The following is a 19,591-nucleotide window of genomic DNA, read 5'->3' on the forward strand; positions in this document are numbered from 1 at the left end:
GGGGGGTCAGAAGTCGACGGTGGCCGACAGTTGCAGGGTGCGCGGCGAGCCTTGGGAGAAGGCGCCATACGAGGCGACTCCCGACCAGTACTCACGGTCAAACACGTTCTGCACGGTTGCGCGCAACGTGGTCGGCCGACCGTCGAGTGTGGTGGTGTAGCGCGCACCGGCATCGATGCGGGTCCAGGGGTCGAGTTCCTGGGTATTCGCCTGGTTGACGTATTGGCTGGCGGTATAGATGGCGCCGCTGGTCAGCGTCAGGCCTTCGATCCACGGCGTGTCCCACTCGGCCCACAGATTGGCCTGGGTGTCGGGCACGCCCACCGGTTTGTTGCCACGGTTAGCGGCCGTACCGCTTTTGGTCAGTTCGGCGTCGAGCAGGGTGATACCGCCGAGCAGGCGGGTGCCTTCGGCGATCTCACCAAACAGGTTCAATTCGACGCCGCGGTTACGTTGCTCGCCCTGGACCGAGAACACGCCATCGGCCAGTTCGCCGCTTGGCTTTTTGATCTGGAACAGGCTCAGCGTCGAGGTGAAAGTGCCGTAGTCGACCTTTACCCCGACTTCCTGTTGCCGTGAGATATATGGGGCAAAGATCTGCCCCGAGTTGGACGCCGTGGACGGGGCGACATCGCCTTTGCTCAGGCCTTCGATGTAGTTGTAGTAGAACGATACGTGGTCCCAGGGTTTGACCACCACGCCAAACAAAGGCGTTGTTGCGCTCTTGTCGTAGGAGGTGGTGACAGCACCGACCGTGTTGTAGTTGTCGGACTGAATATCTTGCTTGCGCAGGCCCAGGGTGACTTGCAGGCGTTCATCCAGCACCGACAGGGTGTCGGCCAGTGCCACGCCGGACAGTTGGGTTTCGGACACCTTCAACGCATCCGGGGTGGCGATGGAAGGTTTGGGGCGATCCACCGGATGATAGATGTTCGAGAGGATTGCCGGGCCGGACAGTATGCCTCTGGACAGTTCGTCGCGATAACGGGTGACTTGCAGGGTGGCGGCGTGGCTGACCGGTCCGGTGTCGAAACGGGCGCGTGCGCCGGCATCGACGGTGTAGCGTTTGACTTCGAATTTGTAATACCCCGGAATCGACGAGGTATCGCCTGCGCTGTTGAGAATGGTCGGGGTCTGGTCGGACAGTCGCGCCACGTCCGATTTACCGCCCCCGGCATGGGCAAACAGGGTTACGGCCTCGTTCAGGTCGTACTCGGTGCTCAGCAGCGCAGCCTTGTCGCGGGTTTCGGCCCAGCCCCAATCCTGGGTCACGTTCTTGCTGCCATGGGCGGCTGAAGGAACATCGACGCCACGGGCGATCAGGAATGGCCGCGAGGGCGCATCGAACTGTTCTTGCTGACTGATCAGATCCAGGCTGGTGCGCAGTCGCTCGCCCTGGTAGTCCAGGGAAATCGCGCCGATGTCGACGTCCCGCGATTGCTTGTCGATCGAGGTGTCACCTTGCTGGGTGCTGCCGTTGATGCGTACACCGAACTGGCGTTCATCACCGAAGCGCCGACTCAAGTCCAGGTGCCCGCCAACTTGTGAATCCGTGGCGTAGGTGGCGGTGAAGCGCGTCAGGTCTTCGTCCAGCGAACGCTTGGGGACGATGTTGATCACGCCGCCAACCCCGCTGTTGGGTGACATGCCGTAGAGCAAGGCGCCGGGGCCTTTGATCACTTCGACGCGTTCGGCATATTCGGTGAACACCCGATAATTGGGCGCCACACCGTAGACGCCGTCGAACGCCAGTTCCCCCAGATTGCCTTCGCCCACCGGGAACCCGCGAATGAAGAACGAATCAACGACACCCCCGGTCTGCCCGGTGGAGCGCACCGAGGAGTCGCGTTCCAGCACATCGGCGACAGTGACCGCCTGTTGGTCCTTGATCAGGGTGGCGGTGTAGTTGCTGACGTTGAATGGCACATCCATGACATCTTTGTTGCCCAGTAACCCAAGCCGCCCGCCACGGGCCACCTGACCTCCGCTGTAGACCGTCGGCAGGCTGTCGGGGCGGCCGTCGGTGCCGCTGACAGTGGTTTCGGAAAGGGTCAGGCCACCAGCCGTTTCGGCGGGGCGTTTGACCAGGGTGTAACTGCCGTCGGGGCGGGCCACCAGTTCCAGGCCGCTGCCAGCCAACAATTGGCTAACGGCTTCTTGCGCGGTGAAGCGTCCGGACAGCCCGGCGCTGGTCAGGCCGTCTGTCAGCGAGGGTTGAAATGACAGCGCGATGCCGGCGTCGATGGCAAACCCCGACAGTGTCGAACCCAGAGGGCCAGGTGCAATGTGGTAGGTGCGCGGGGCAACGGTATCCAGTTGTGCAGGCGCAGCCGCCCAACTGCAGGGGCTGGCGGCAGCTGTCAGGGCGAGACTAAGCAGTGCACGGCGCAGTGCCGGTTTGAGTGAGCGATCCGAAGGCAGGGGGCGAGCAACAGACATGGCGTGATGACTCTTTCGACAAGGTTGAGAAGTGCTTCCTTCCCTGGCCAGCCGAGATCGGAAAAAGTATCACCCCCGGACAGATTTATTTTGCGTGGGGTTCAAGCCGCCGAGAGCATTACCCAATAACCGTTCAAGTGCCCGGTCACCACCACCGGATAGGTTTGCACCAGCATCTTCAAGGTGCGCTCGGTATCGCTGATGGGAAAGGCACCGGAGATGCGCAGGTCGGCGATCGCCGGGTCGCAGCGCACGAACCCTTTGCGATAACGCCCCAGTTCACCCAGGAAGTCGACCAGGCGCAGGTTGTCGGCCATCAACATGCCCTGGGCCCAGGCGCCGATGGAGGCGCTTGCCGGGGACAGTGGTTCGAAGCGCTCGGTGGAAAAGTCCGTGCGCTGCCCCGCGTTGACGATCAGCGGGGCCTCGCGCCCTGCATTGGCCAGATCGACCCGCACGGCACCTTCCAGCACAGCCAGTTGGGTACGGGCGCCGTACTCGCGGACGGTAAATCGGGTGCCCAACGCCTGCATCCGGCCTTCACGGGTACTGACCAGAAAAGGTCGGGCACGGGGCGAGATGTCCGGTGCGGTCTGCACGAGGATTTCGCCTTGATGCAGCTGGATCAGGCGCTGGTCGGTGTCGAATCGCACGTCGATGGCCGTGTTGGTGTTCAGTGTGACCCGCGAGCCGTCGGCCAGGGTCAGGTCGCGACGCTCGCCGACCGCTGAGCGAACATCGGCTGTCCAGTGTTGCGACTCGAGTAGTTTCCAGCTCCCCCAACCGGTCGGGAGCAGCGCCAGCAACGTCGCGAGTTTTGCCACGGCGGCCCGACGGCTCGGGTTGCTGGGGCGATCCAGGGTCGACATTGCCAGTGTTGGCGGCAGCCCTCCCAATTTACCGAGCAACAATTGCGCCCGCGCCCAGGCGCGGTGCCGTTGCGGGCTGCTGGTGCGCCAGCGCTCCCATTCGGCTCTGTCCGCCTCGCTTACATTGCTTTCGCTCAAGCGCATCAGCCAGTCGGCGGCCTCGTCGAGGGCCCGCAGGTCGGCGTTCGGGTTGTGCGGGGCCGGCATCTATTCCACCAGCGCCAGGCATTGCAGGAATGCCTGTTTCATGTAGCGCTTGACGGTAATCAGCGAGACACCAAGTTGCCCGGCAATGTCCTCATACTTCATCCCGGCAATTTGTGACAACAGAAAGGTCCGCTTTACCGGGGCAGGAAGGGTGTCGAGCATGGCGTCTATCTCGTGCAGCGTTTCCAGGATCAGGTAACGCATTTCCGCCGAGGGGGTTTCTGGCTCGGGCATCAGCGCGAGGGCTTCGAGGTAGGCGCGTTCCAATGCCTTGCGCTGATACCAGTTGACGAGAATGCCCTTGGCTACGCAGCTCAAATAGGCGCGTGGTTCTTCGATGACCGCCACTCGGGAGGCGAGGATCCGGGTAAAGGTGTCGTGGGTCAGGTCCGCCGCATCCAGCGCGTTGCCCAGCTTTTTGCGCAGTCGCGCATACAACCAGCCGTGATGGCCGCTATAGAGGGCTTCGACAGTGCGCAGGTGGTGTGCATCGCTCATGGAGGGGTCGATTGTTTGTAATTGAGAAGTATTCCCAATGCTAGTGTAGAGCGAACCCACCGCGCAAGCGTTCAATCATCGGACGGTTGTAGGCCAGGCTGCACGACGCTCATCCGGTAGCGCAAGGCGACCAGCACCGCCAAAGCGACGGCGTACGCCAGGCAAACGAACAGATAGGTGTATTGCAGGCCAACGTGCTGGCTCAACAAACCGCCCACTGCGATACCGCCAATCGCGGCGAACTGCGCGGTACTTTGCGCCATGCCCAGCACACGGCCTTGTTCGCTGCTGTCGGCGGATCTGGAGATCAGGGCCATCAGCACCGGCGTGGTAGCTCCCAGCAAAACACCCCAAATGAAATAAGCACCGGCAAACAGTGCCGGGTTGCGGGTAATGGCTGTCAGCGCGGTCACTCCCACACATCCCCCCACAACCCAGGTCATGCGTTGTAAGGTCCGGGACGGTGAGCAGTGTTCGAAATACTTCGACCAGCGAGTCGCCGAGACGATAAACCCCAATGCCAGCAAGCCATAGCACAGGCCGACGAGCCCGTTGCTGACACCGAACAGGGTGCCTAGATAAAGTGAAAACGAGGTTTGCGGGAGCATTCGAGCCAGCAGCAGGATGCCCATGATGGTCAGCAGGGGAGCCAGGGCGCAGAGCGTTGAGCGACGGTGGGCGCTGCTCGATGCGTGCACATCCGGAGCTTTTTTCACGGTTGCCGGCACATCCGGAAGGGTCAGCGCCGCGACCACGGTACACAGCGCGCACAGCAGCGAGGCCGTGAAGTTGATCCAGAAAAACGTCGCGTAATCGAGGATCAGTCCACCCACCAATGCCCCCAGCACGGCTCCGACGTTGGTCGAAATCTGCAGTATCGCGAACAGTCGCGCGCGGCGGGCCGGTACTTCGATGCTGACCCCGTAGGCCTGGGCCGGTGCGATGTAGCCGGCGCAGGCTCCCTGCAGGAAGCGCAGCACCAGGATCGTCCAGACATCTGTCGCAAACGCCAGCCCGAGCTGGGTCAGCGACAGCCCCGCCAAGGCCCGGACCATCATCCATTTATGACCATAACGGTCGCCGATACGCCCCCAGAATGTGCTGGTCAGCATGATGCCCAGCATCGGGCCGATGTACACCGCAATGCTGGCAAAGCTGAACAGGCCGGGTGTTGAGGTCAGCTCGCGAAAGTGAACCGGCCAGAACGGGCCGCTCATTTCCATTGCGCCCATGGAGACCAACTGGATGGCAAACAACAGGTAAATCAGCAGTCTGATTCGCTCACCTTGAGCGGCACCGGCATGGGACATTGAACAGCCTCGGTCTGGTTATGCGGTATCAAGCCCGCAGCGGTGCTGGCGCCGGTTTCAATTCATGGCGTCGTAGGGCAGTAATACGGTATCGAGTGCGGCGTCGACGGGGAGGGTTGTGATGGCAACGACCGGGCAGACAATGGAGAACCAGCAGAAGATGGTGGCGTAGCCGTCATAGCCGGTGGCGCCTCGGGTGGTCAGCAATTCGATGTTGGACTGAGTGCCCTTGTAATAGTCGTAACCGGTGTACGAACTGCTGACTCGTGCGATGAATGTGCCGCAGCCGGACAGGGTAATGGCCGAGAGTATCAGAAGGGAGCTGAGCGCTTTGATGATGCCGTTCCTTAGCGTGTTGAGGGCGCGCAGTTTCTCATCGGGGCAGGCCAAATGCTACTGACCCGCGTTCAGGGCCGGGAGTAGTGGCGGGCCCTGGCCGTCGACCAGCACCCGCTGCGTCGAGGTACGTCAGCTCACTGCTCGGCCTCGCAGTTGATCATCCACGGCACGCCAAAGCGGTCCACCAGCATGCCGAAACGTACGGCCCAGAAGGTTGCTTCCAGCGGCATTTGCACCGTGCCCCGGTCTGCCAGTGCGGTGAAGATTCGCTCTGCCTCGGCAATGCGGGTGACGTTCAGTGACACCGAGCAGCCGCTGATGCCGTTGTAGGGGCGCTCGGGTGTCGTGTCCGAGCCCATGAGCACCTGGTCTCCTACGAGCAGGCGGACATGGATGATTCGGTCCCGGCAGCCTTCCGGGACGTGGTCGCGGGCAGGTGTTTCGCCGAAGGTCAGTATGGCTTCGATGGTGCCGTGCAGGCACTGTGCGTAGAAGGTGAACGCCTCTTTGCAATCACCGTTGAAGATCAGGTAGGGATTGATTTTCATGGTTGACTCCAGGAACGCCGGGATCAGGGTTTACGCTCCATGACGGGTGAAGGATTGCGCGATGTGTTGCTCTGGTCCGCCACGGCGGAGCGTCCATTCAGTATTGCTGGCCTCGGCCAGAGAGCCGCTACCGTTTATCCCGTGCGAGGGGCGCGCGCCGGGCGCCCCTCGCGGTTATCGCCTGCACTACAGCGTGTTTTGCGGTAACCCCAGCAACCCCTTGAGGGTATTCATGATGGCGAGTTGCCGGGCGCGATCGGCCTGATGCAGGGCTTCTTTTTCGCCCACATCGGCGGCGCAGTGGGGGCAGACCACTTCGTGTTCATGGATGTATTGCAGGCAGCCACGGCATAGCGCCAATTGCGTGGGCAGGCGTCCTTCGTCGGGAGAGGATTGGCCCTGGTTCAGCCAGGCCAGTTTGATCACTTGCCCGCTGTCACTGACACTCGTGACCTTCTCACCGGTGTCGATACGTTCGGTGATCAGGTCGAAACGCCCGACGGCGAAGGAGGCAGGCGCTGCGTCCTCCAGTTTGAGGATGCGCTCGCGCAGCCCCTGTTTTTGCAGGTCCAGCGCCCGGTAATGGCAGTACGGATTATTACCAGGCTTGCCGAGCAGGGAGTGAGAGGTCCAGGTGCAGCCCCCTCGGCAAACATCGTTGTAATAACAACTGCGGCAGTAACCCCAGAGGTCATCGACGCCGCGCAGGCGACCAAAATGCATGCCTTCGCTGTAGTGCCAGATGTCGTGCAGGCTCATGTTGCGCACGTTGCCACCGGAGAAACCGACGGTCGCCAATGACGGGCAGCCTTTCACCGTGCCGTCGGCTTCAAGCGCCAGCACGGTTTGCCCGGCCGCGCAGCCGGTCCAGTGCACGCGTTCGTCACCGAAACCACGCCACATGTGTTCATAAGGGCCGTAGTAGCCGATGTTGTTGCCCACGTTCATCAGCAATCCGCGCTCAAGACCCTCGCGATAGAGGCGAGCAAGCAAGGGCATCACTTCCAGCAATTGGTAGGGTTGCAGCAGCAGTTCCGGGTGATCCACGGCATTGCCCATGGCAACGGTCAGCTGGATCTGCCAGTGCGTGGCCCCGACGTCGATGATCACTTCCATCAGCGCCGGCAAGTCGGCCAGGGTCGCGGCGCCAATCTGCGTGTTGACGCTGATGGCCAGCCCGGCCTGTTTGGCGCGCCGCAGGGTGTCCACGGCCTTGTCGAACGAGCCGGGAACGTTGCGCACCGCGTCATGCATCGGGGCCAGGCCGTCGAGCGAAACCCCCACGCCATTGAGCCCGGCGTCCACGGCAGCCTGCATCTTGGCGGGTGTCAGGTTGCGTCCGCCGGTCTGGATCGCGCAGTACATGCCGTGGTCATGGATGGCCTGGATGAGTCGGGTCCAGTCCTTGCGCAAATAGGCTTCACCACCGATCAGGGTGATTTCGCGGGTACCGAGGGCCGCCAGTGAATTGATCACTTCCAGGCATTCCTGGGTACTCAACTCGTCGGGTCGTCGATGGCCGGCGCGTGAGCCGCAGTGCAGGCATTTGAGGTCGCAGGCCAGGGTGATTTCCCAGACCACGTGAACGGGGACGTAGCGTTTGAGGTCGTTTTCACTGAGGTAGCGAGCGGGGAGACTGTCTGACATGGGAAATCCTTGCGCGCAGGCTGGGCGCGGCACCAATCCATGGAATGTGTGCGCCGTTCCAGGCATCGAGGGCGCAATCGGATTGACCTCGGGTATTGAGAACCCGGGCCGGGCCGTGAGTGGTGTGGCCGAGCCCGGGTCTGACGGGCTAGCGAGCTTCCAGACGGGCGATTTCTGCGTGCAACTGCTCCAGCGCGTTGCGCAAGGCACCGCTGTGGGCCAATTGCTGTTCACCCTGGCTCACCACGGCTTTGAGTTGCGCCAGGTCACCGCTGGCTTGCGCTTGCTGTACCGCGACGGCGTAGAGCGGCACGTGAGGATGGTACGGGTGCTCCGGGTGTTCCGGGTGCAGGGCCGGGGCCTGGCTGACAGCTGCGTGCTTCACGGCAGTCCAGTGGTCCTGATCGTAGTACTTGTAGCTGGCATAACCGCTGGCCCAGTCGGCGCCTAAAATGCCCCGCAGGTCAAAGGTCTGGGCGATTTGGCTGTAAGGGCCGCTTGGGCTGCCATCCAGGGTGAGGATGATGTGGTTTTCCGCCTCGGGGATCAGTTTGGCCTCGGAGTAGCTACCCCAGACCCGGGCACGGAAGTTGAGGGGTGGGTAGGTGCTTTGAAAAATGCTGGCTACACCGCTGACTTTCTTGTTGACGGTGTCCACCAGCAGATCCAGGGTTAAAACCGGTGCGCCGAGTAGCGAGTTGGTAACGTTGAGGCGCGTGTGAAAAAGTCCAATTGACATGGTGCAACTCCCTTAATTGTATTCAGGACAAGCCAGGCACGTTCAGTTGCCGGTCAGCGGCGTTCCTGCCTGCTGATTTCTGCCTTGGCCGCCTCAAGCGCACTTTGCAACTGTGGTTGCTGGTCCAGCTGTTGTTTGGCAAGGCCCGCCAGGCTTTTCATCTGGGCCAGGTCGCCGCTGGCAATGGCACTCTGAATCGGGGCGGCGTACAGCGGCATCATCGGCGAATACGCCGGAATCACCGGGCCGGGTTCCAAAGGCAGTGAATGGGCGTAGGAGGGCACGGACTCGACGAGATGGGCGGGAGCATTGACCTTGACCCACCGCTGACCATTGAAGTACTCGTAGTTGGCGACGCCTTCTTTCCAGTCGCTACCGACCACCAGATGCAACTTGAAATTCACGATAGAGTTCGAGCCTGTGCCGCCCTGGTTACCTTGCGCGGTGATCAGGATTTTGCTGACACCGGGTTTCATGACGGTCAGGTAGGTGTATTCACCCCAGACATCGGAATGCACATCCAGTGGCGGGTTGGTTGCCTGAGTGATAGCAGCAGTGCCGCTTACCGTTTGCTCGGGTGTGAAAACCAAAAGATTGAGTGCCAGGTTTTGCGCGCCTGCCGCCGAAGTGCCAATCCGATAGCAGAGCGGGAACAAACCGACAGCGTGTTGATGAGAACCAGACATAATTGCCTCCATTGCAATAGAAAGTGGACACAGCGTTAGTGCTTTTCCAAACGAGCGACTTCCGCTGACAACTTCTCGTAAGCAGCTTTTAGTTCTTTGGGTTCCGAGGGGGACGATTCGCGCTGTTTCAGCAGGGTTCTCATTTGCGACAGGTCGCCTGCCGAAATCGCGCTTTGAATAGCAGTCCCATAAGGGGGCATGGTGTGACGGGGCGTATTGCTCATGACGTTCCCTTCCGTGGTATGAAAAAAAACGCTGCTTGAGTTAGCAGTTCATGGAGTTAAGCAGCCGTCAATAATTATGCAATGCAGGGTGGTCAAATAACTTTAAGTGGGTTGTTAGTTGTCTGGCTATTAATTGCGGTTTGTTTTTAGTGGGTGCTTTTATAGTGTGTTTGGCTATTATGGTTTATGGGGTAAGCCCGTTCTTCATAAGAAAGTAGTGCCGTTATAGCTAATGGGGTTTGCGGGGGGGAGTATTGTGTGATTTTTATCTGTAAAGTCACCGGCGGCTGTAACACTATAAGCGGTGAAAACAGAGGTGGTCCGTACTTCCTGTCCGTCATATTGGGAGCAACCTGATGAGCGATACACCGACGATTGTATTGGTACATGGTTTTTGGGGCGGGGCTGCGCACTGGAGCAGGGTGATCGGCGAACTGGTACGGATGGGGCACAGGTCCATTCGTGCGGTGGAGTTGCCGTTGACCTCGCTGGCAGACGACGCAGAACGCACGCGCAAGATGATTGCCCAGCAACAAGGCCCGGTGCTGCTGGTCGGGCACTCGTATGGCGGCGCGGTGATTACCGAGGCGGGTGACCAGCCCAATGTGTAGTGGGGCTGGTGTACATCGCTGCATTTGCCCCGGACGCCGGAGAGAGCCCTGGCGGGATCACGCAGGAGAGTCTGCCGGCAGCGGCAGCCAATCTGGTACCGGACAGCGACGGTTACCTGTGGGTCAAGCCTGAGCTGTATCACACAAGCTTCTGCCAGGATCTGCCCGAGGCCGAGGGGCTGGTGATGGGCATCACCCAGAAAGCACCGCTGGCCAGTACCTTTGGCGACACGATCAGCAACCCGGCCTGGAAGAAGAAACCCTCGTGGTATCAGATCTCCAGCGAGGACCGGATGATTGCACCGCAAAATCAGCAGCGGATGTCTGCGCGGTTGAACGCCAGAAAGGTCATTACGTTGACGGCGAGCCATGCCTCGCTCGCGTCGAAAGCGCCCGAGGTGGCCGCCCTCATTGATGAAGCGGCCAGGGAGTCAGTGAAGAAGTAACGCGCAGGTATCAATCAGGCCCGGCCTTGCGCCGGGCCTGATCGTTTTTGGATATCGGCCGTTAACCAGGCACCAGAGTGGTGGGTAACGCATTGGCACCAATGCACAACGTCAACTGGCGCCCGTCCTTGTCGTGGGCGCAGTCGGGCAAGGGCTCGCGCAACGCGAGGTACAAGGGCAAGCCCAAGAACAGCGCGATGAACACGCTCGCGACGGCTGTCTTCAACTGCACGATAAGGCGAACCTGCGAAGGCGGTTTCTTGCGCTTGGGGATAAATATGACGCTGAGAAGCAACATTGCCCCCAGCAGTATGTCGCGACTGATGTCCTCGGGCGTTGGCGAGAGCAGCAAATTCCCCAGCGCATTGTCCGGGTAGTTGAAGTACCACCAGGTGCCCATGACCACCGGAAAGACGCCGGCCGCTATCCACGCAAGCCGATAGCCCGGCAGCCGCAGCACGATCGCCAGCAGCAGCCCGGTGGAGGCGGTTACCCAGCGGATGAGATCCACTAGAAAATCGAAGCCCCCGGCAAACATGATACCGCCAGCGTTCGTCGGTTTTATCAGTTGCCAACTAGAGTATCCGAGGTTGGCGATGATCCCGCCTATCGCTGTCAGACTCAGCGCGTAGTACAGCCATATCCATCCTGAAACCTTGGTGCGAAGCATAGTGTGGGTCTTCCGTGAGGGGGAAAAACGTTGATCCGACAGGCTCAGGGCTGCTCGGCGGGAGGGGTTTGCGCAGGCTCGGCCATTCGACGCAACTGGACCCCGGAGCGTCGAGAGTGGGTCGTGATGGTCTTCCCGGCCCCCCGGAGTTCACTGGAGGTGCTGACGCTACGGTTGAGGTTGAAATCAGCCATCTCCATCCAGTCGCTCAACGTTGCCGAGTAGGAAAAACCGTAATAGTGCTCACCATCCTGGCGTCCTTCGCGGGTGTGATAGCGGACGGTGGCGCGGGCTGAGTCCATGACCCCAGTGGCATCAAACGCCATTGGGCGCCTCTCGCCCTTGAGGGGGCAGGTGCCTTGCCAGTTCGCGGTGTTACCGACCAGGCGTTGCTCACGGCCGGGAAACAACAGGCAGAACATCAACTCGGCGTCTTGGGGGGTAAGGACATCGAGCAGTTCGGCGACGTATTGCTCGCGGTCCGCGCGTTTGTCTTTTTTCAGTTTTTTCAGCGACGGGTCCAACTGCTCCAGGCGCGGGTAGTTCTGCAGGCTGTCGAAACTTCCATCGGGTTTGAGGCGAATCTGGAAGGGCTGCCGGGTCAACGTCTTGAGCACATTCAGTGTGTCGTTGAGCGGGTGGTCGGGAGACTTCAGCCCGGGATGAACGAGCTGGAGTTCCAGGTCGGCGGTGTCGTCCATTTCGGCAACCGGATCGCGGGTGTCCAGCGTGAACATCAAGGGCCCGACTGCCTCTGAGATCACGATGTAGGGGATTCTACCTTCCAGCATCCACTGGCCGTCCGGCAGGTGTTGGGCCGTGAGTGTCAGGCCAAAGTCCATCGCGCCTTCCTTGGCGAACTGACCACCATAAGGGCCCATTTTCGTTTCGCGCAATTGCGATACCTCGGCCCTATACTCGACAGTCGAGCCGTCCTTGCCGGTTTTTGGAAACTCGACGACAGGCGGTTCAATCGGGGCAGGCGGGGCCGAAGGTGGTTCTTCACAGCCACTCAGCAAGGCCAGAAGCGCGCCCGTCAGGGCCAGTTGCCCGAGGCGGGTCATACGAGGGGATTTCACTGATGTCGATCCTTGTTCAGAAAAACGGATTGCGTGCTGTACCGGGTGCGATCCATCAAGCGGTCTGCGGGAGAGGGCGCTTTTTGCGTACCGGGGAAATCAAGTCGAGCCGCCGTTCAATGCAGGGGCTTGCGACTGAAAGGCCTGATGAACGGGTTTTTTGAGGGCGCGTAGCATGAAGGGAATTACTCCCTTGCTCAACCGGAGATGTGGGCGGGAGGCGATTCAGAGGTCTTGAGTCGCCCACTCCCTTGGCGTTTGACGAGGGGTTACTGCGCTGCCGATTCCGACGTCGCAGGCACCCTGAGCACTGCGCTGTAAGCCACCCGGGATACCCCGGCCAGACGTCTTTCAAGCAGGGCGCTGAGGGACTCGCCGTGGTTCAGATAGGCATCCCCGAAGTCCTCGCCCAGGTTGTTGGGGTGGGCGACGATCTCCAGCAAACCGTCGGTCGGCGGCGCGGCATTACGCAGGTCAACCGGGGTGCAGACGTAGTCGGCGGTGGCGCCGGCGAGGCTGCGCAGTCGACGATTGAGCAAGGTTTTGAACAGGCGTTTGGGTACGCTGAGGTTTTGCCCCAGGTTGCGCGCCAAACGCACCGGCACGCCTTGCCGGGCGGCAAAACGGGCGACAATCTCACCAATGGGCCAGATGTTGTGGACGTGTTGGTGCGAGTCCAGGTGACTGGGGCGCAGGCCATGATCCAGGCAATGCTGCCACTGCGCCTGAAGTTCCTGTCGCACCGCCTCGCTGTCGGCGCGGCTGAGCCAGAGGCGGTGGCGGGGCAGGTTCAAGTCGAATTCGCCTTCGTTGTTGCAGAAGGTCCGGCGTTGCACGATTGCCTGGCTGAGCGGCCGGCCATAGGTGAGGTTGAAATGCAGGCCCACTCGCCCTTTGAGCAACGGCTGTTGTGCCAGCGTACAGGCCGCTTCGAACGCCGGCATGTTGGCCATGGCGGTGGCGGAACTGATGACCCCGGCCTGAAACGCCCGCAGGATCACGGCGTTTTCGCTGGGGCTAAGGCCGAAGTCGTCAGCGTTGACTATGACGTGGTGAGGCATGTTCGTCCTCCTGCCGGGAAATGGATGGTGCGCTTGGGGCATCGGCCACGGGCGCCACGGTTGCCGGTTTTCCCGGGGGGCGGGTGCGCCATCGTTGCAGTCGCGGTTTGAGGTGATGCCAGAGCCGCAAGGCCAACCCTAGAAACAGGCCGTCGGGGCGCCACGAATAGAAACTCCAGCGCCAGTGTTCGAACTGGCCGGTCATGCGTTCATGCAGTTGATGGCTTGAGTTTTCCAGGCTGACCCGTGAGGCGTCGATCCATCGCCAGTGCTCTTCAAGCCCCCAGCGGATCCACTCTTCGAGCAACACCCGGCCGCTGCCCAGGTCGGCGTACTGCGGCAAAAACGCCAGGTTGTAGTCATAGAGCCGACCCTGCTCCAGCAGCCCGAGGCGATAGCTGATGCAACGCCCGTCGAGTTCCAGCACCACCACCCGCACCAGGTTTCGGTCCGCGAGGGCGGTGAAGGCTTCTTCGATCCATCGTCGGTGGCGGGCCTCAGAAAAGATCCCGACGCCTTCATCGCCTTTCCAACTGACCGCTTCAACCTCGCCCAACGTATGCAGCAGCGGCCCCATGGTTGTCGCATCCGGTGTCAGGCGTTTGACTTGCGCACCGCACGCGGCAATACGCTTGCGTGCGCGGCGCAGTTTGTAGCGCGGATCACCGCTGACCTCCTGATGGTCGCTGTCGCTGATCAGGTGCACAGGCACCCGACAGCTGAGGCGTCGTTCGCCGGTCGAGCTGAGGGGCATCCATTGGGCCAAGGTGCTTTCTTCACCGGTGGGTTCCGACAGTTCGTTGAGTTGCAACAGCGCGTGGGGCATGTGCCGACGGATCTCCCCCAGGGCCTGGCGGGTGTGCGCCGCGTCCAGCGTACTGAGCAGTGCAATGCGATCGGCCAAGGGGTAACCGAGGTGGTGCAACACGCGAAACGCCAGCCCGGCGAAGCGCTCGCGGGACGCCACCAGTGGCAGGCACAGGCTCAATCGCTCGCCCTCCCAGGCCAGCAACACCTGCAAGCGTTGGTCCCCGGTCAGCGCATGTTCGGCCGCGCAGAGCCAGGCCAATGAGTTGAACGGCGTGTGCTCTGTCACGTCCAGGCGCAAGGCCTCGTAGGCGTTCGCCGGGAAATCCCCGGTGCACAGCGATGCCCGCCATTCAAATCGCACGGCCATGACGATCAGGCCGCCGGTGCGGTGACAGGTGGCTGCGCAGGTTTGCGCAATCCGTCCAGCCGCGATCCGCTGTAGCGGGTTTCGCGGTAGAAGCGCCAGCGTCCGAATAGCCCGTATACGTTCATGATCCGTCCTTGCTCCTGATAGCCCATGCGGATGTGCAGTTTGAGGGCCGGGATGTTGTGAAACTCACAGACATCCACCACTTTGTTGCAGCCTTGTTCCTGCATGGCTTTCCACAGGTTGAGCTGCAAATCCACCGACAACGTGGTGCCCCAGTAGGCACGTGTCAGCTCGCCGCCGAATTCGAAGAACTCGCCAGCCTTCACCGGGAACCAGCAGCCGTAGTAATGACGGTCGTGATAGTTGCGTGCGCTGCCCCAGATGAACGCCGCCGCATCCCCTTGATCGTCCAGGTACATGTGCCCGGTGTGACCTTCGGCGGCCAGTTCGCGCATGGTTTCAATGCGATCGCCAAAGTACTTGCCGAACGCCTCGACGTTGCTCGTGGTGATGGTTTCCAGGCGCAGCGGCGGGTAGGGCTTGAGGTTATGCGGCGGCACCGGGCTGACCAGGTCGCGCTCCATCCAGAGCAATTCCCAGTGGAAAAACACATAGCGCTTCCACAGTGTGTTGAAAGTTGCACGCAGGCCTTTTTGCTTGACGTGCTCATTGAGTTTCTGCAATGCGCTCATGGTGCCTCCTGATGGGGCAGGTCGCTGAAAGAGCAGCTACACCGGATTCACGCAAGGCGTGGCCAGCGGACTGCAAGACAAGGCGTTCGGTGGAGCGTTTCATATGGCGCTCCAGCTCAGGGCAAACAGGGTTTCGCCGGGCAGTTCAAAACTCAGTTGGCCCTGCTGACAGTGAAAGGTGGCGGGCCGGCTGCGACTGTCGGCGCCGAAATACACCAGTGTGCCTTTACCCGGTTGGCACGCGGCATCGCCGCCGCTGAGGCTGACGTGTTGCAGGCGCGTGCCTTTGTTCACCCCCAGCAGGCTGCGTTGCTGGAGCGTCGACATGGCCAGCACATCGACCTCGAATGCGTCGTTGTCCAGGCGCAGAACCTTGTCCAGCCAGTGCTGCTGAATGAACTGCTGGGCCAGCCCGACAGGCTTGAGCTCGAAGTGGTTCTCGCCCAGCACCCGCAGCATGCCTTTGGGGTATTCGGTTTCGTCGGCTGCCTGGAACCAGTTGAGCATGTCCAGCAGGCCGTCCTGGGCCGAGTTGATGGCCACCGACGCCCACCACAATGAGGCGAAATGGGTTTCCTGATCGTAGGGGCTCAGGCTCGAACCGCTGGAGATATTGGTCTGGTCCAGCAACAACGCCTTGCGCGGCCGGCCTTGCGAATCGAGGCCGACCAGCTCGGCGGCGCGGCGCACACTGTCGCGGTAGACCCGGGTGGCGAGCAGGTCGCGGATCATCCAGTCGTGCCAGGCCAGGGCATCGATGCTGTCACCGGACTCGGCCAGCAACCGCTTCGCCCATTCCAGACCGCGTTTGTCTGACGCGTTATCGGCCAATGGGCCGTTGATCAGCCGAGAACTGGCCGGCATGGCGATGCGTACGCCGGCCTTGAAGTTGGCGGGGTTGCTGCGCACTTGACGCGCCATGCTGGTGAAGAGGCTACGGTACTGGGCGAAGTCCGGGTAATTGAGGTTCGGCTCATCGGCGAAGGCGATGTAATGCAAGCCCTTGCCGCCCAGGGCACGGGTGCCGGCGAGCCAGGCATCGAGGCCGGCGTTGCTCATGGCGTCGGCGTGCAGGTCGGACTTGCGCTGGGTGCCGGCCAGCAGGGTGATGTCCTGAGTGATGCCGAAACGGTCTTGATAGAGCTGACGGAAACGGTCTTCGTAGTGTGGCTCCCTGGCCGTCACGTCGACAAAACTGTAATAACTCCCGGCCTTGGGCTTAAGGGCATCGAGCACCGGGAAACTGGTGGGCGGCGGCAGCACGTAGGGCAGGGCGAGGCCCAGGTCCGGGGTGTTGCCCTTGACCTCGTTGTGCAGGGTGAGCCGGGTCTGGCCGTCGTCCTGGCGCAAGGGCTTGAGTTGTTGCGGCGTTTGCGCGAACAGATTCGCGGTGCCGTCGAGCCAGAACGCCACTTTGCCGTTGCCTTGCAGGCGCAGGCGCCAGACTTGCTCGACCGCGTCGCTGGGCAGCACCAGTTGATCGAATTGCCAGTAACCGCGATAAGGCTTGAGCGTCAGGCTGAGTGATTTTCCATCGGCCACGCGCTGCGCTTGCAGGGTGCCGACGCCGCCATGGAATTTGCCGGCGAGCACCGCGTGTTCGCCGGGGGCAATCTTGAAATAGAGCTCGTCACCGTCGTGGGTTTCAGCACTGAAGTGAACCTTGGCGGGTGCGAACAGCGCGACGGTTTGCTCATCGTGTTCCACCCGATAGCGGCGGAAGCTGTAGCCGGGAATCTCCAGCCGATAGCTGGCGGCGCTGGGCGCCAATGGCCAGCTCTGGCTACCTCGGGTTTCATCGGCACTGATCTGCCGTTCGCCTTGCAATGTGCCCTGACCGTCGAGCAGGTACAGGTGTTCTTCGTTGGCGTCGGCTTGCCACGCCGGCACCCAGCTCACCGTCAGGGTGTCGGCGCGACTCGGTTGCAGGTAGAGGCTGCCATCGCGAATCTCGGCCCAGCGCATCGGCGCGGCGTGAACGCTCAGCCCCAGGCTGGCAGTCAGGCTGAACGTCAACAGCCGCGCCAGGCTGTTCATGCCGATTTCCGTGCGAGCATCTGGCGCACCGGGGCCAGGTCGCTGGGCAGGACAATCAGGGTTTGCCAGACCGATACACCGCTGAGTCGGCAATACAACACCAACAACGCGACAGTCACCGCCAGGTAGGCAACGGACGAGGCCGCCGCTGCGCCGACGATGCCATAGGGAGGGATCAGCAGCAGGTTCAGCGCCAGGTTGAGCAGCGCCCCCAGGCCCATCAGCAAGGAAATGCTGCCGGGCCGGTTTTTGCCCAGCAGGTCCAGGCGCAGAATGCTCGCGTAGCACAGCCCCAACAGCCCCGGCAGCAATGCAAGCAAGGCCGGGTACGCCGGTTGATAGGCCACGCCGAACAGGGTGACGATCAACCATTCGCCGATCAGCGCCATGCTCAGGCAGGCGCCCAGCATCACCGTGGCGGTCAGGCGCAAGGCCAGTGGGGTCAGGCGCTCGATGCCCTGTTCCTGTTGCAGCAAGCGCTTCATCAGGGGCGTGGTCACCGCCTCCGGAACGATCAGCAGCAACTCGGCGGCGGCGCTGGCCATGGCGTAATGACCCAGCGCGGTGCTGCCGAGCAGGGCGCCAATAAACAGGTAGTCGGAACGCAGGATGACTTGCTGGAACAGCAGGTCCGGATGGCTGCGGGCACTGTAGCGCAGCAGTTCGTTTTGCCCGGCGCGGTCCCATTGCAACTGCAACGGGTTGTCGCGCCGCAACCAGATCCAACCGGCCAGCACCACCAGGCTGATGCCCGCCAGCCAGCTGATCAGCGCCGCTTCCAGCGCGGCGCTTTTCCACATCCAGAACAGGGCCAGAAACAGCAGCAGTGGAGCCAGCGATTCGATCAGCCGCAAGGCATTGAACGCGACCACCCCGCCGCAAGCATTGTGCAGGGTCAACAGGCCGCTCTTGAGCACGGTCAGCGGTACGGCCAGCAGCAACAGCCAGGCCAGCAAGCCGAGTTGGGTGGTGATGTCCAGTTCACTGCCGAACTCACGTACCAGCGCCACGACCAGCAGCGTCAGCAACCCGGCCAGCAGACACCCGAACACCAGCACCTGGCTGAGCAGCAGGCCCATGGGTCGTTGTTTTGCCGCCTGATAGCCGACCGCCGAATTCAGCCCGCCGCTGGTGGCTGCGCTGATCAGGTCCGGCAGTGTGCTGAGCAGCGCGAACAGCCCACGCTCGCTGGGCCCGAGGATCCGTGCCAGCAGTACGTTGCGCAGCAGACGCAGGCCGATCATTGCAAGCTTGGTGCCCATGCTCAACGCCAGGTGCTTGAGGTAATGGTTGCGGTTCATCAGCGACTTCCTTGGCTGATGCGCCAGGCCAGCAACTCGGGGCGACTGGCATTGCGCTGGCTGACGCCGAAACGTGGCAGCGCCAGTGGATCGCCGGTGCCGCGGTAGAGGCCGGTGCCGGTGCCCAGCGCGAAGGGATAACGGTGCGCGGCCAAGCGTTGGCGCACCCGTTGGTCGTGGTCACCGTTGGGGTAGCAATAGACCGGCAGCGGTTGCTGGCAGCCTTGTTGCAAGGCCGCGTGGCTGCGGCTCAGTTCCTGTTCCAGACGCACATCATCGAGACCGGTAAGGATCGCATGGCTGGCACCGTGGGGGCCGAAGCTGATCAGCCCGGAGTCCTCCAGGGTGCGCACTTGCTGCCAGTCCAGCGCCTGGGGCAATGACTCTTGCGGGCACGCGTCGGTGAGGTCGCTGAGCACGTCGGGCGCCAGGGACTTGAGGCTCTGAAGATGATGCGCCAACGCCAGGCTGCGGCGTTGTTCGTCGGTCTCGCCGAGAAACGTCCTCGGCAACGCTCGTTCGACACGTTGCAGTTGTTCGATCAGGTGTTGGCGCGGGCCGTCGCCGTGGCTGCCCCAGAGGGTTTCACCCAGGCTTTCCCACCAGAAGCGCTGGCGGCTGCCGATGAAGTCCGTGGACAGAAAAATACTCGCCGGCACTTGATGTTTTTGCAGCAACGGGAAGGCGTTCAAGGCGTTGTCGCGCCAGCCATCGTCGAAGGTCAGGGCCACACGTGGGCGGCTTGAGGCCGGGGCGCGGGGTTGTAACAGCTCCATCAGCGACACGCAGTCGAAATAGCGTTTCAACCAGCCCAGCAAGTGGTCGAACGCCAAGGGGCCGACGCACAGTTCATTGCGGTGGGGCAGTGCTGCCGCACGGTCGTCGGCCAGCACCCGGTGCAACATCAGGATCACCCCGGCACCACGCAATTGACGGCGGCCCAGAGGGGAGTTCAGGTACAACCAGCCGCTGGCCCGCTTGATACTGGTCTTGATCGGCATGTCAGCC

General features: G+C 61.8%; 18 protein-coding genes and 1 pseudogene. 1 reads left to right on the forward strand and 18 read right to left on the reverse strand.

Annotated elements, in window-relative coordinates; genetic code table 11:
* Window positions 1-6: 6 nt before the first annotated feature.
* From AC1Z1G_RS10895 to AC1Z1G_RS10940, 10 genes are all read right to left on the reverse strand, one after another.
* A complete protein-coding gene (locus AC1Z1G_RS10895; protein ID WP_483626923.1) occupies window positions 7-2,439 on the reverse strand; it encodes a TonB-dependent siderophore receptor in 2,433 nt (810 codons plus the stop codon).
* A 101-nt stretch (window positions 2,440-2,540) separates the two neighbouring features.
* Entirely contained in the window at window positions 2,541-3,515 is a 975-nt protein-coding gene (locus tag AC1Z1G_RS10900) for a FecR domain-containing protein (protein WP_483626924.1), read from the reverse strand.
* Window positions 3,516-4,013: a sigma-70 family RNA polymerase sigma factor gene (locus AC1Z1G_RS10905; RefSeq protein WP_483626925.1), complete on the reverse strand. Its 498-nt coding sequence runs from the start codon at window positions 4,011-4,013 to the stop codon at window positions 3,516-3,518. It abuts the gene before it with no gap.
* Between the two features lie 71 nt (window positions 4,014-4,084).
* Window positions 4,085-5,323 carry an MFS transporter gene (locus tag AC1Z1G_RS10910; RefSeq protein ID WP_483626926.1) on the reverse strand — a complete coding sequence of 413 codons (1,239 nt, stop codon included), beginning with the start codon at window positions 5,321-5,323 and terminating at the stop codon, window positions 4,085-4,087.
* Between the two features lie 57 nt (window positions 5,324-5,380).
* Entirely contained in the window at window positions 5,381-5,713 is a 333-nt protein-coding gene (locus tag AC1Z1G_RS10915) for a YceK/YidQ family lipoprotein (protein ID WP_483626927.1), read from the reverse strand.
* Between the two features lie 83 nt (window positions 5,714-5,796).
* On the reverse strand, window positions 5,797-6,210 hold the full coding sequence (locus tag AC1Z1G_RS10920; protein WP_483626928.1) for a VOC family protein: 414 nt from the start codon (window positions 6,208-6,210) through the stop codon (window positions 5,797-5,799).
* 186 nt (window positions 6,211-6,396) lie between these two features.
* A complete protein-coding gene (locus AC1Z1G_RS10925) occupies window positions 6,397-7,857 on the reverse strand; it encodes a GDL motif peptide-associated radical SAM/SPASM maturase (RefSeq protein ID WP_483626929.1) in 1,461 nt (486 codons plus the stop codon).
* A gap of 148 nt (window positions 7,858-8,005) precedes the next feature.
* Window positions 8,006-8,596 carry a DUF1842 domain-containing protein gene (locus tag AC1Z1G_RS10930; RefSeq protein ID WP_483626930.1) on the reverse strand — a complete coding sequence of 197 codons (591 nt, stop codon included), beginning with the start codon at window positions 8,594-8,596 and terminating at the stop codon, window positions 8,006-8,008.
* A 53-nt stretch (window positions 8,597-8,649) separates the two neighbouring features.
* Window positions 8,650-9,282 carry a DUF1842 domain-containing protein gene (locus AC1Z1G_RS10935; RefSeq protein ID WP_483626931.1) on the reverse strand — a complete coding sequence of 211 codons (633 nt, stop codon included), beginning with the start codon at window positions 9,280-9,282 and terminating at the stop codon, window positions 8,650-8,652.
* Between the two features lie 35 nt (window positions 9,283-9,317).
* Complete coding sequence (locus tag AC1Z1G_RS10940; protein WP_483626932.1) at window positions 9,318-9,506, reverse strand: DUF1843 domain-containing protein; 189 nt, start codon at window positions 9,504-9,506, stop codon at window positions 9,318-9,320.
* 356 nt (window positions 9,507-9,862) lie between these two features.
* Between AC1Z1G_RS10940 and AC1Z1G_RS10945 the strand changes: the two are divergent.
* Window positions 9,863-10,563: pseudogene (locus tag AC1Z1G_RS10945) on the forward strand (alpha/beta hydrolase).
* Between the two features lie 61 nt (window positions 10,564-10,624).
* On the opposite strand, the gene AC1Z1G_RS10950 reads toward AC1Z1G_RS10945, so the two are convergent.
* The 8 genes from AC1Z1G_RS10950 to AC1Z1G_RS10985 form a co-directional block, all read right to left on the reverse strand.
* Window positions 10,625-11,233 (reverse strand): hypothetical protein, encoded by a 609-nt coding sequence (locus tag AC1Z1G_RS10950; protein ID WP_483626933.1) that lies wholly within the window; start codon window positions 11,231-11,233, stop codon window positions 10,625-10,627.
* Between the two features lie 44 nt (window positions 11,234-11,277).
* Window positions 11,278-12,312, reverse strand: a complete 1,035-nt coding sequence (locus AC1Z1G_RS10955; RefSeq protein WP_483626934.1) for a hypothetical protein — start codon at window positions 12,310-12,312, stop codon at window positions 11,278-11,280.
* Window positions 12,313-12,581: 269 nt separating this feature from the next.
* Window positions 12,582-13,373 carry a ChbG/HpnK family deacetylase gene (locus AC1Z1G_RS10960; protein WP_483626935.1) on the reverse strand — a complete coding sequence of 264 codons (792 nt, stop codon included), beginning with the start codon at window positions 13,371-13,373 and terminating at the stop codon, window positions 12,582-12,584.
* Window positions 13,345-14,550 carry a GNAT family N-acetyltransferase gene (locus tag AC1Z1G_RS10965; RefSeq protein ID WP_483626936.1) on the reverse strand — a complete coding sequence of 402 codons (1,206 nt, stop codon included), beginning with the start codon at window positions 14,548-14,550 and terminating at the stop codon, window positions 13,345-13,347. Before AC1Z1G_RS10965 ends, AC1Z1G_RS10960 begins: the two co-directional genes overlap by 29 nt.
* 5 nt (window positions 14,551-14,555) lie before the next feature.
* Entirely contained in the window at window positions 14,556-15,245 is a 690-nt protein-coding gene (locus AC1Z1G_RS10970) for an N-acetyltransferase (RefSeq protein ID WP_483626937.1), read from the reverse strand.
* A gap of 99 nt (window positions 15,246-15,344) precedes the next feature.
* Window positions 15,345-17,282, reverse strand: coding sequence for a hypothetical protein (locus AC1Z1G_RS10975; RefSeq protein ID WP_483626938.1), 1,938 nt, complete (start codon window positions 17,280-17,282; stop codon window positions 15,345-15,347).
* On the reverse strand, window positions 17,279-18,583 hold the full coding sequence (locus AC1Z1G_RS10980; protein WP_483626939.1) for a lipopolysaccharide biosynthesis protein: 1,305 nt from the start codon (window positions 18,581-18,583) through the stop codon (window positions 17,279-17,281). The genes AC1Z1G_RS10975 and AC1Z1G_RS10980 overlap by 4 nt, the downstream gene beginning before the upstream one ends.
* The gene (locus tag AC1Z1G_RS10985) at window positions 18,583-19,584 is read right to left on the reverse strand and encodes a polysaccharide deacetylase family protein (protein ID WP_483626940.1); all 1,002 of its coding nucleotides are present in this window, start codon (window positions 19,582-19,584) and stop codon (window positions 18,583-18,585) included. Before AC1Z1G_RS10985 ends, AC1Z1G_RS10980 begins: the two co-directional genes overlap by 1 nt.
* Window positions 19,585-19,591 lie beyond the last annotated feature (7 nt).

Source organism: Pseudomonas sp. JL27(2026), assembly GCF_056933555.1.

Coding starts and splice junctions, on each gene's coding strand:
- AC1Z1G_RS10895 (WP_483626923.1), bottom strand. CDS start 2,439: ATGTCTGTTGCTCGCCCCCTGCCTTCGGATCGCTCACTCAAACCGGCA.
- AC1Z1G_RS10900 (WP_483626924.1), bottom strand. CDS start 3,515: ATGCCGGCCCCGCACAACCCGAACGCCGACCTGCGGGCCCTCGACGAG.
- AC1Z1G_RS10905 (WP_483626925.1), bottom strand. CDS start 4,013: ATGAGCGATGCACACCACCTGCGCACTGTCGAAGCCCTCTATAGCGGC.
- AC1Z1G_RS10910 (WP_483626926.1), bottom strand. CDS start 5,323: ATGTCCCATGCCGGTGCCGCTCAAGGTGAGCGAATCAGACTGCTGATT.
- AC1Z1G_RS10920 (WP_483626928.1), bottom strand. CDS start 6,210: ATGAAAATCAATCCCTACCTGATCTTCAACGGTGATTGCAAAGAGGCG.
- AC1Z1G_RS10925 (WP_483626929.1), bottom strand. CDS start 7,857: ATGTCAGACAGTCTCCCCGCTCGCTACCTCAGTGAAAACGACCTCAAA.
- AC1Z1G_RS10930 (WP_483626930.1), bottom strand. CDS start 8,596: ATGTCAATTGGACTTTTTCACACGCGCCTCAACGTTACCAACTCGCTA.
- AC1Z1G_RS10935 (WP_483626931.1), bottom strand. CDS start 9,282: ATGTCTGGTTCTCATCAACACGCTGTCGGTTTGTTCCCGCTCTGCTAT.
- AC1Z1G_RS10940 (WP_483626932.1), bottom strand. CDS start 9,506: ATGAGCAATACGCCCCGTCACACCATGCCCCCTTATGGGACTGCTATT.
- AC1Z1G_RS10950 (WP_483626933.1), bottom strand. CDS start 11,233: ATGCTTCGCACCAAGGTTTCAGGATGGATATGGCTGTACTACGCGCTG.
- AC1Z1G_RS10960 (WP_483626935.1), bottom strand. CDS start 13,373: ATGCCTCACCACGTCATAGTCAACGCTGACGACTTCGGCCTTAGCCCC.
- AC1Z1G_RS10965 (WP_483626936.1), bottom strand. CDS start 14,550: ATGGCCGTGCGATTTGAATGGCGGGCATCGCTGTGCACCGGGGATTTC.
- AC1Z1G_RS10970 (WP_483626937.1), bottom strand. CDS start 15,245: ATGAGCGCATTGCAGAAACTCAATGAGCACGTCAAGCAAAAAGGCCTG.
- AC1Z1G_RS10975 (WP_483626938.1), bottom strand. CDS start 17,282: ATGAACAGCCTGGCGCGGCTGTTGACGTTCAGCCTGACTGCCAGCCTG.
- AC1Z1G_RS10980 (WP_483626939.1), bottom strand. CDS start 18,583: ATGAACCGCAACCATTACCTCAAGCACCTGGCGTTGAGCATGGGCACC.
- AC1Z1G_RS10985 (WP_483626940.1), bottom strand. CDS start 19,584: ATGCCGATCAAGACCAGTATCAAGCGGGCCAGCGGCTGGTTGTACCTG.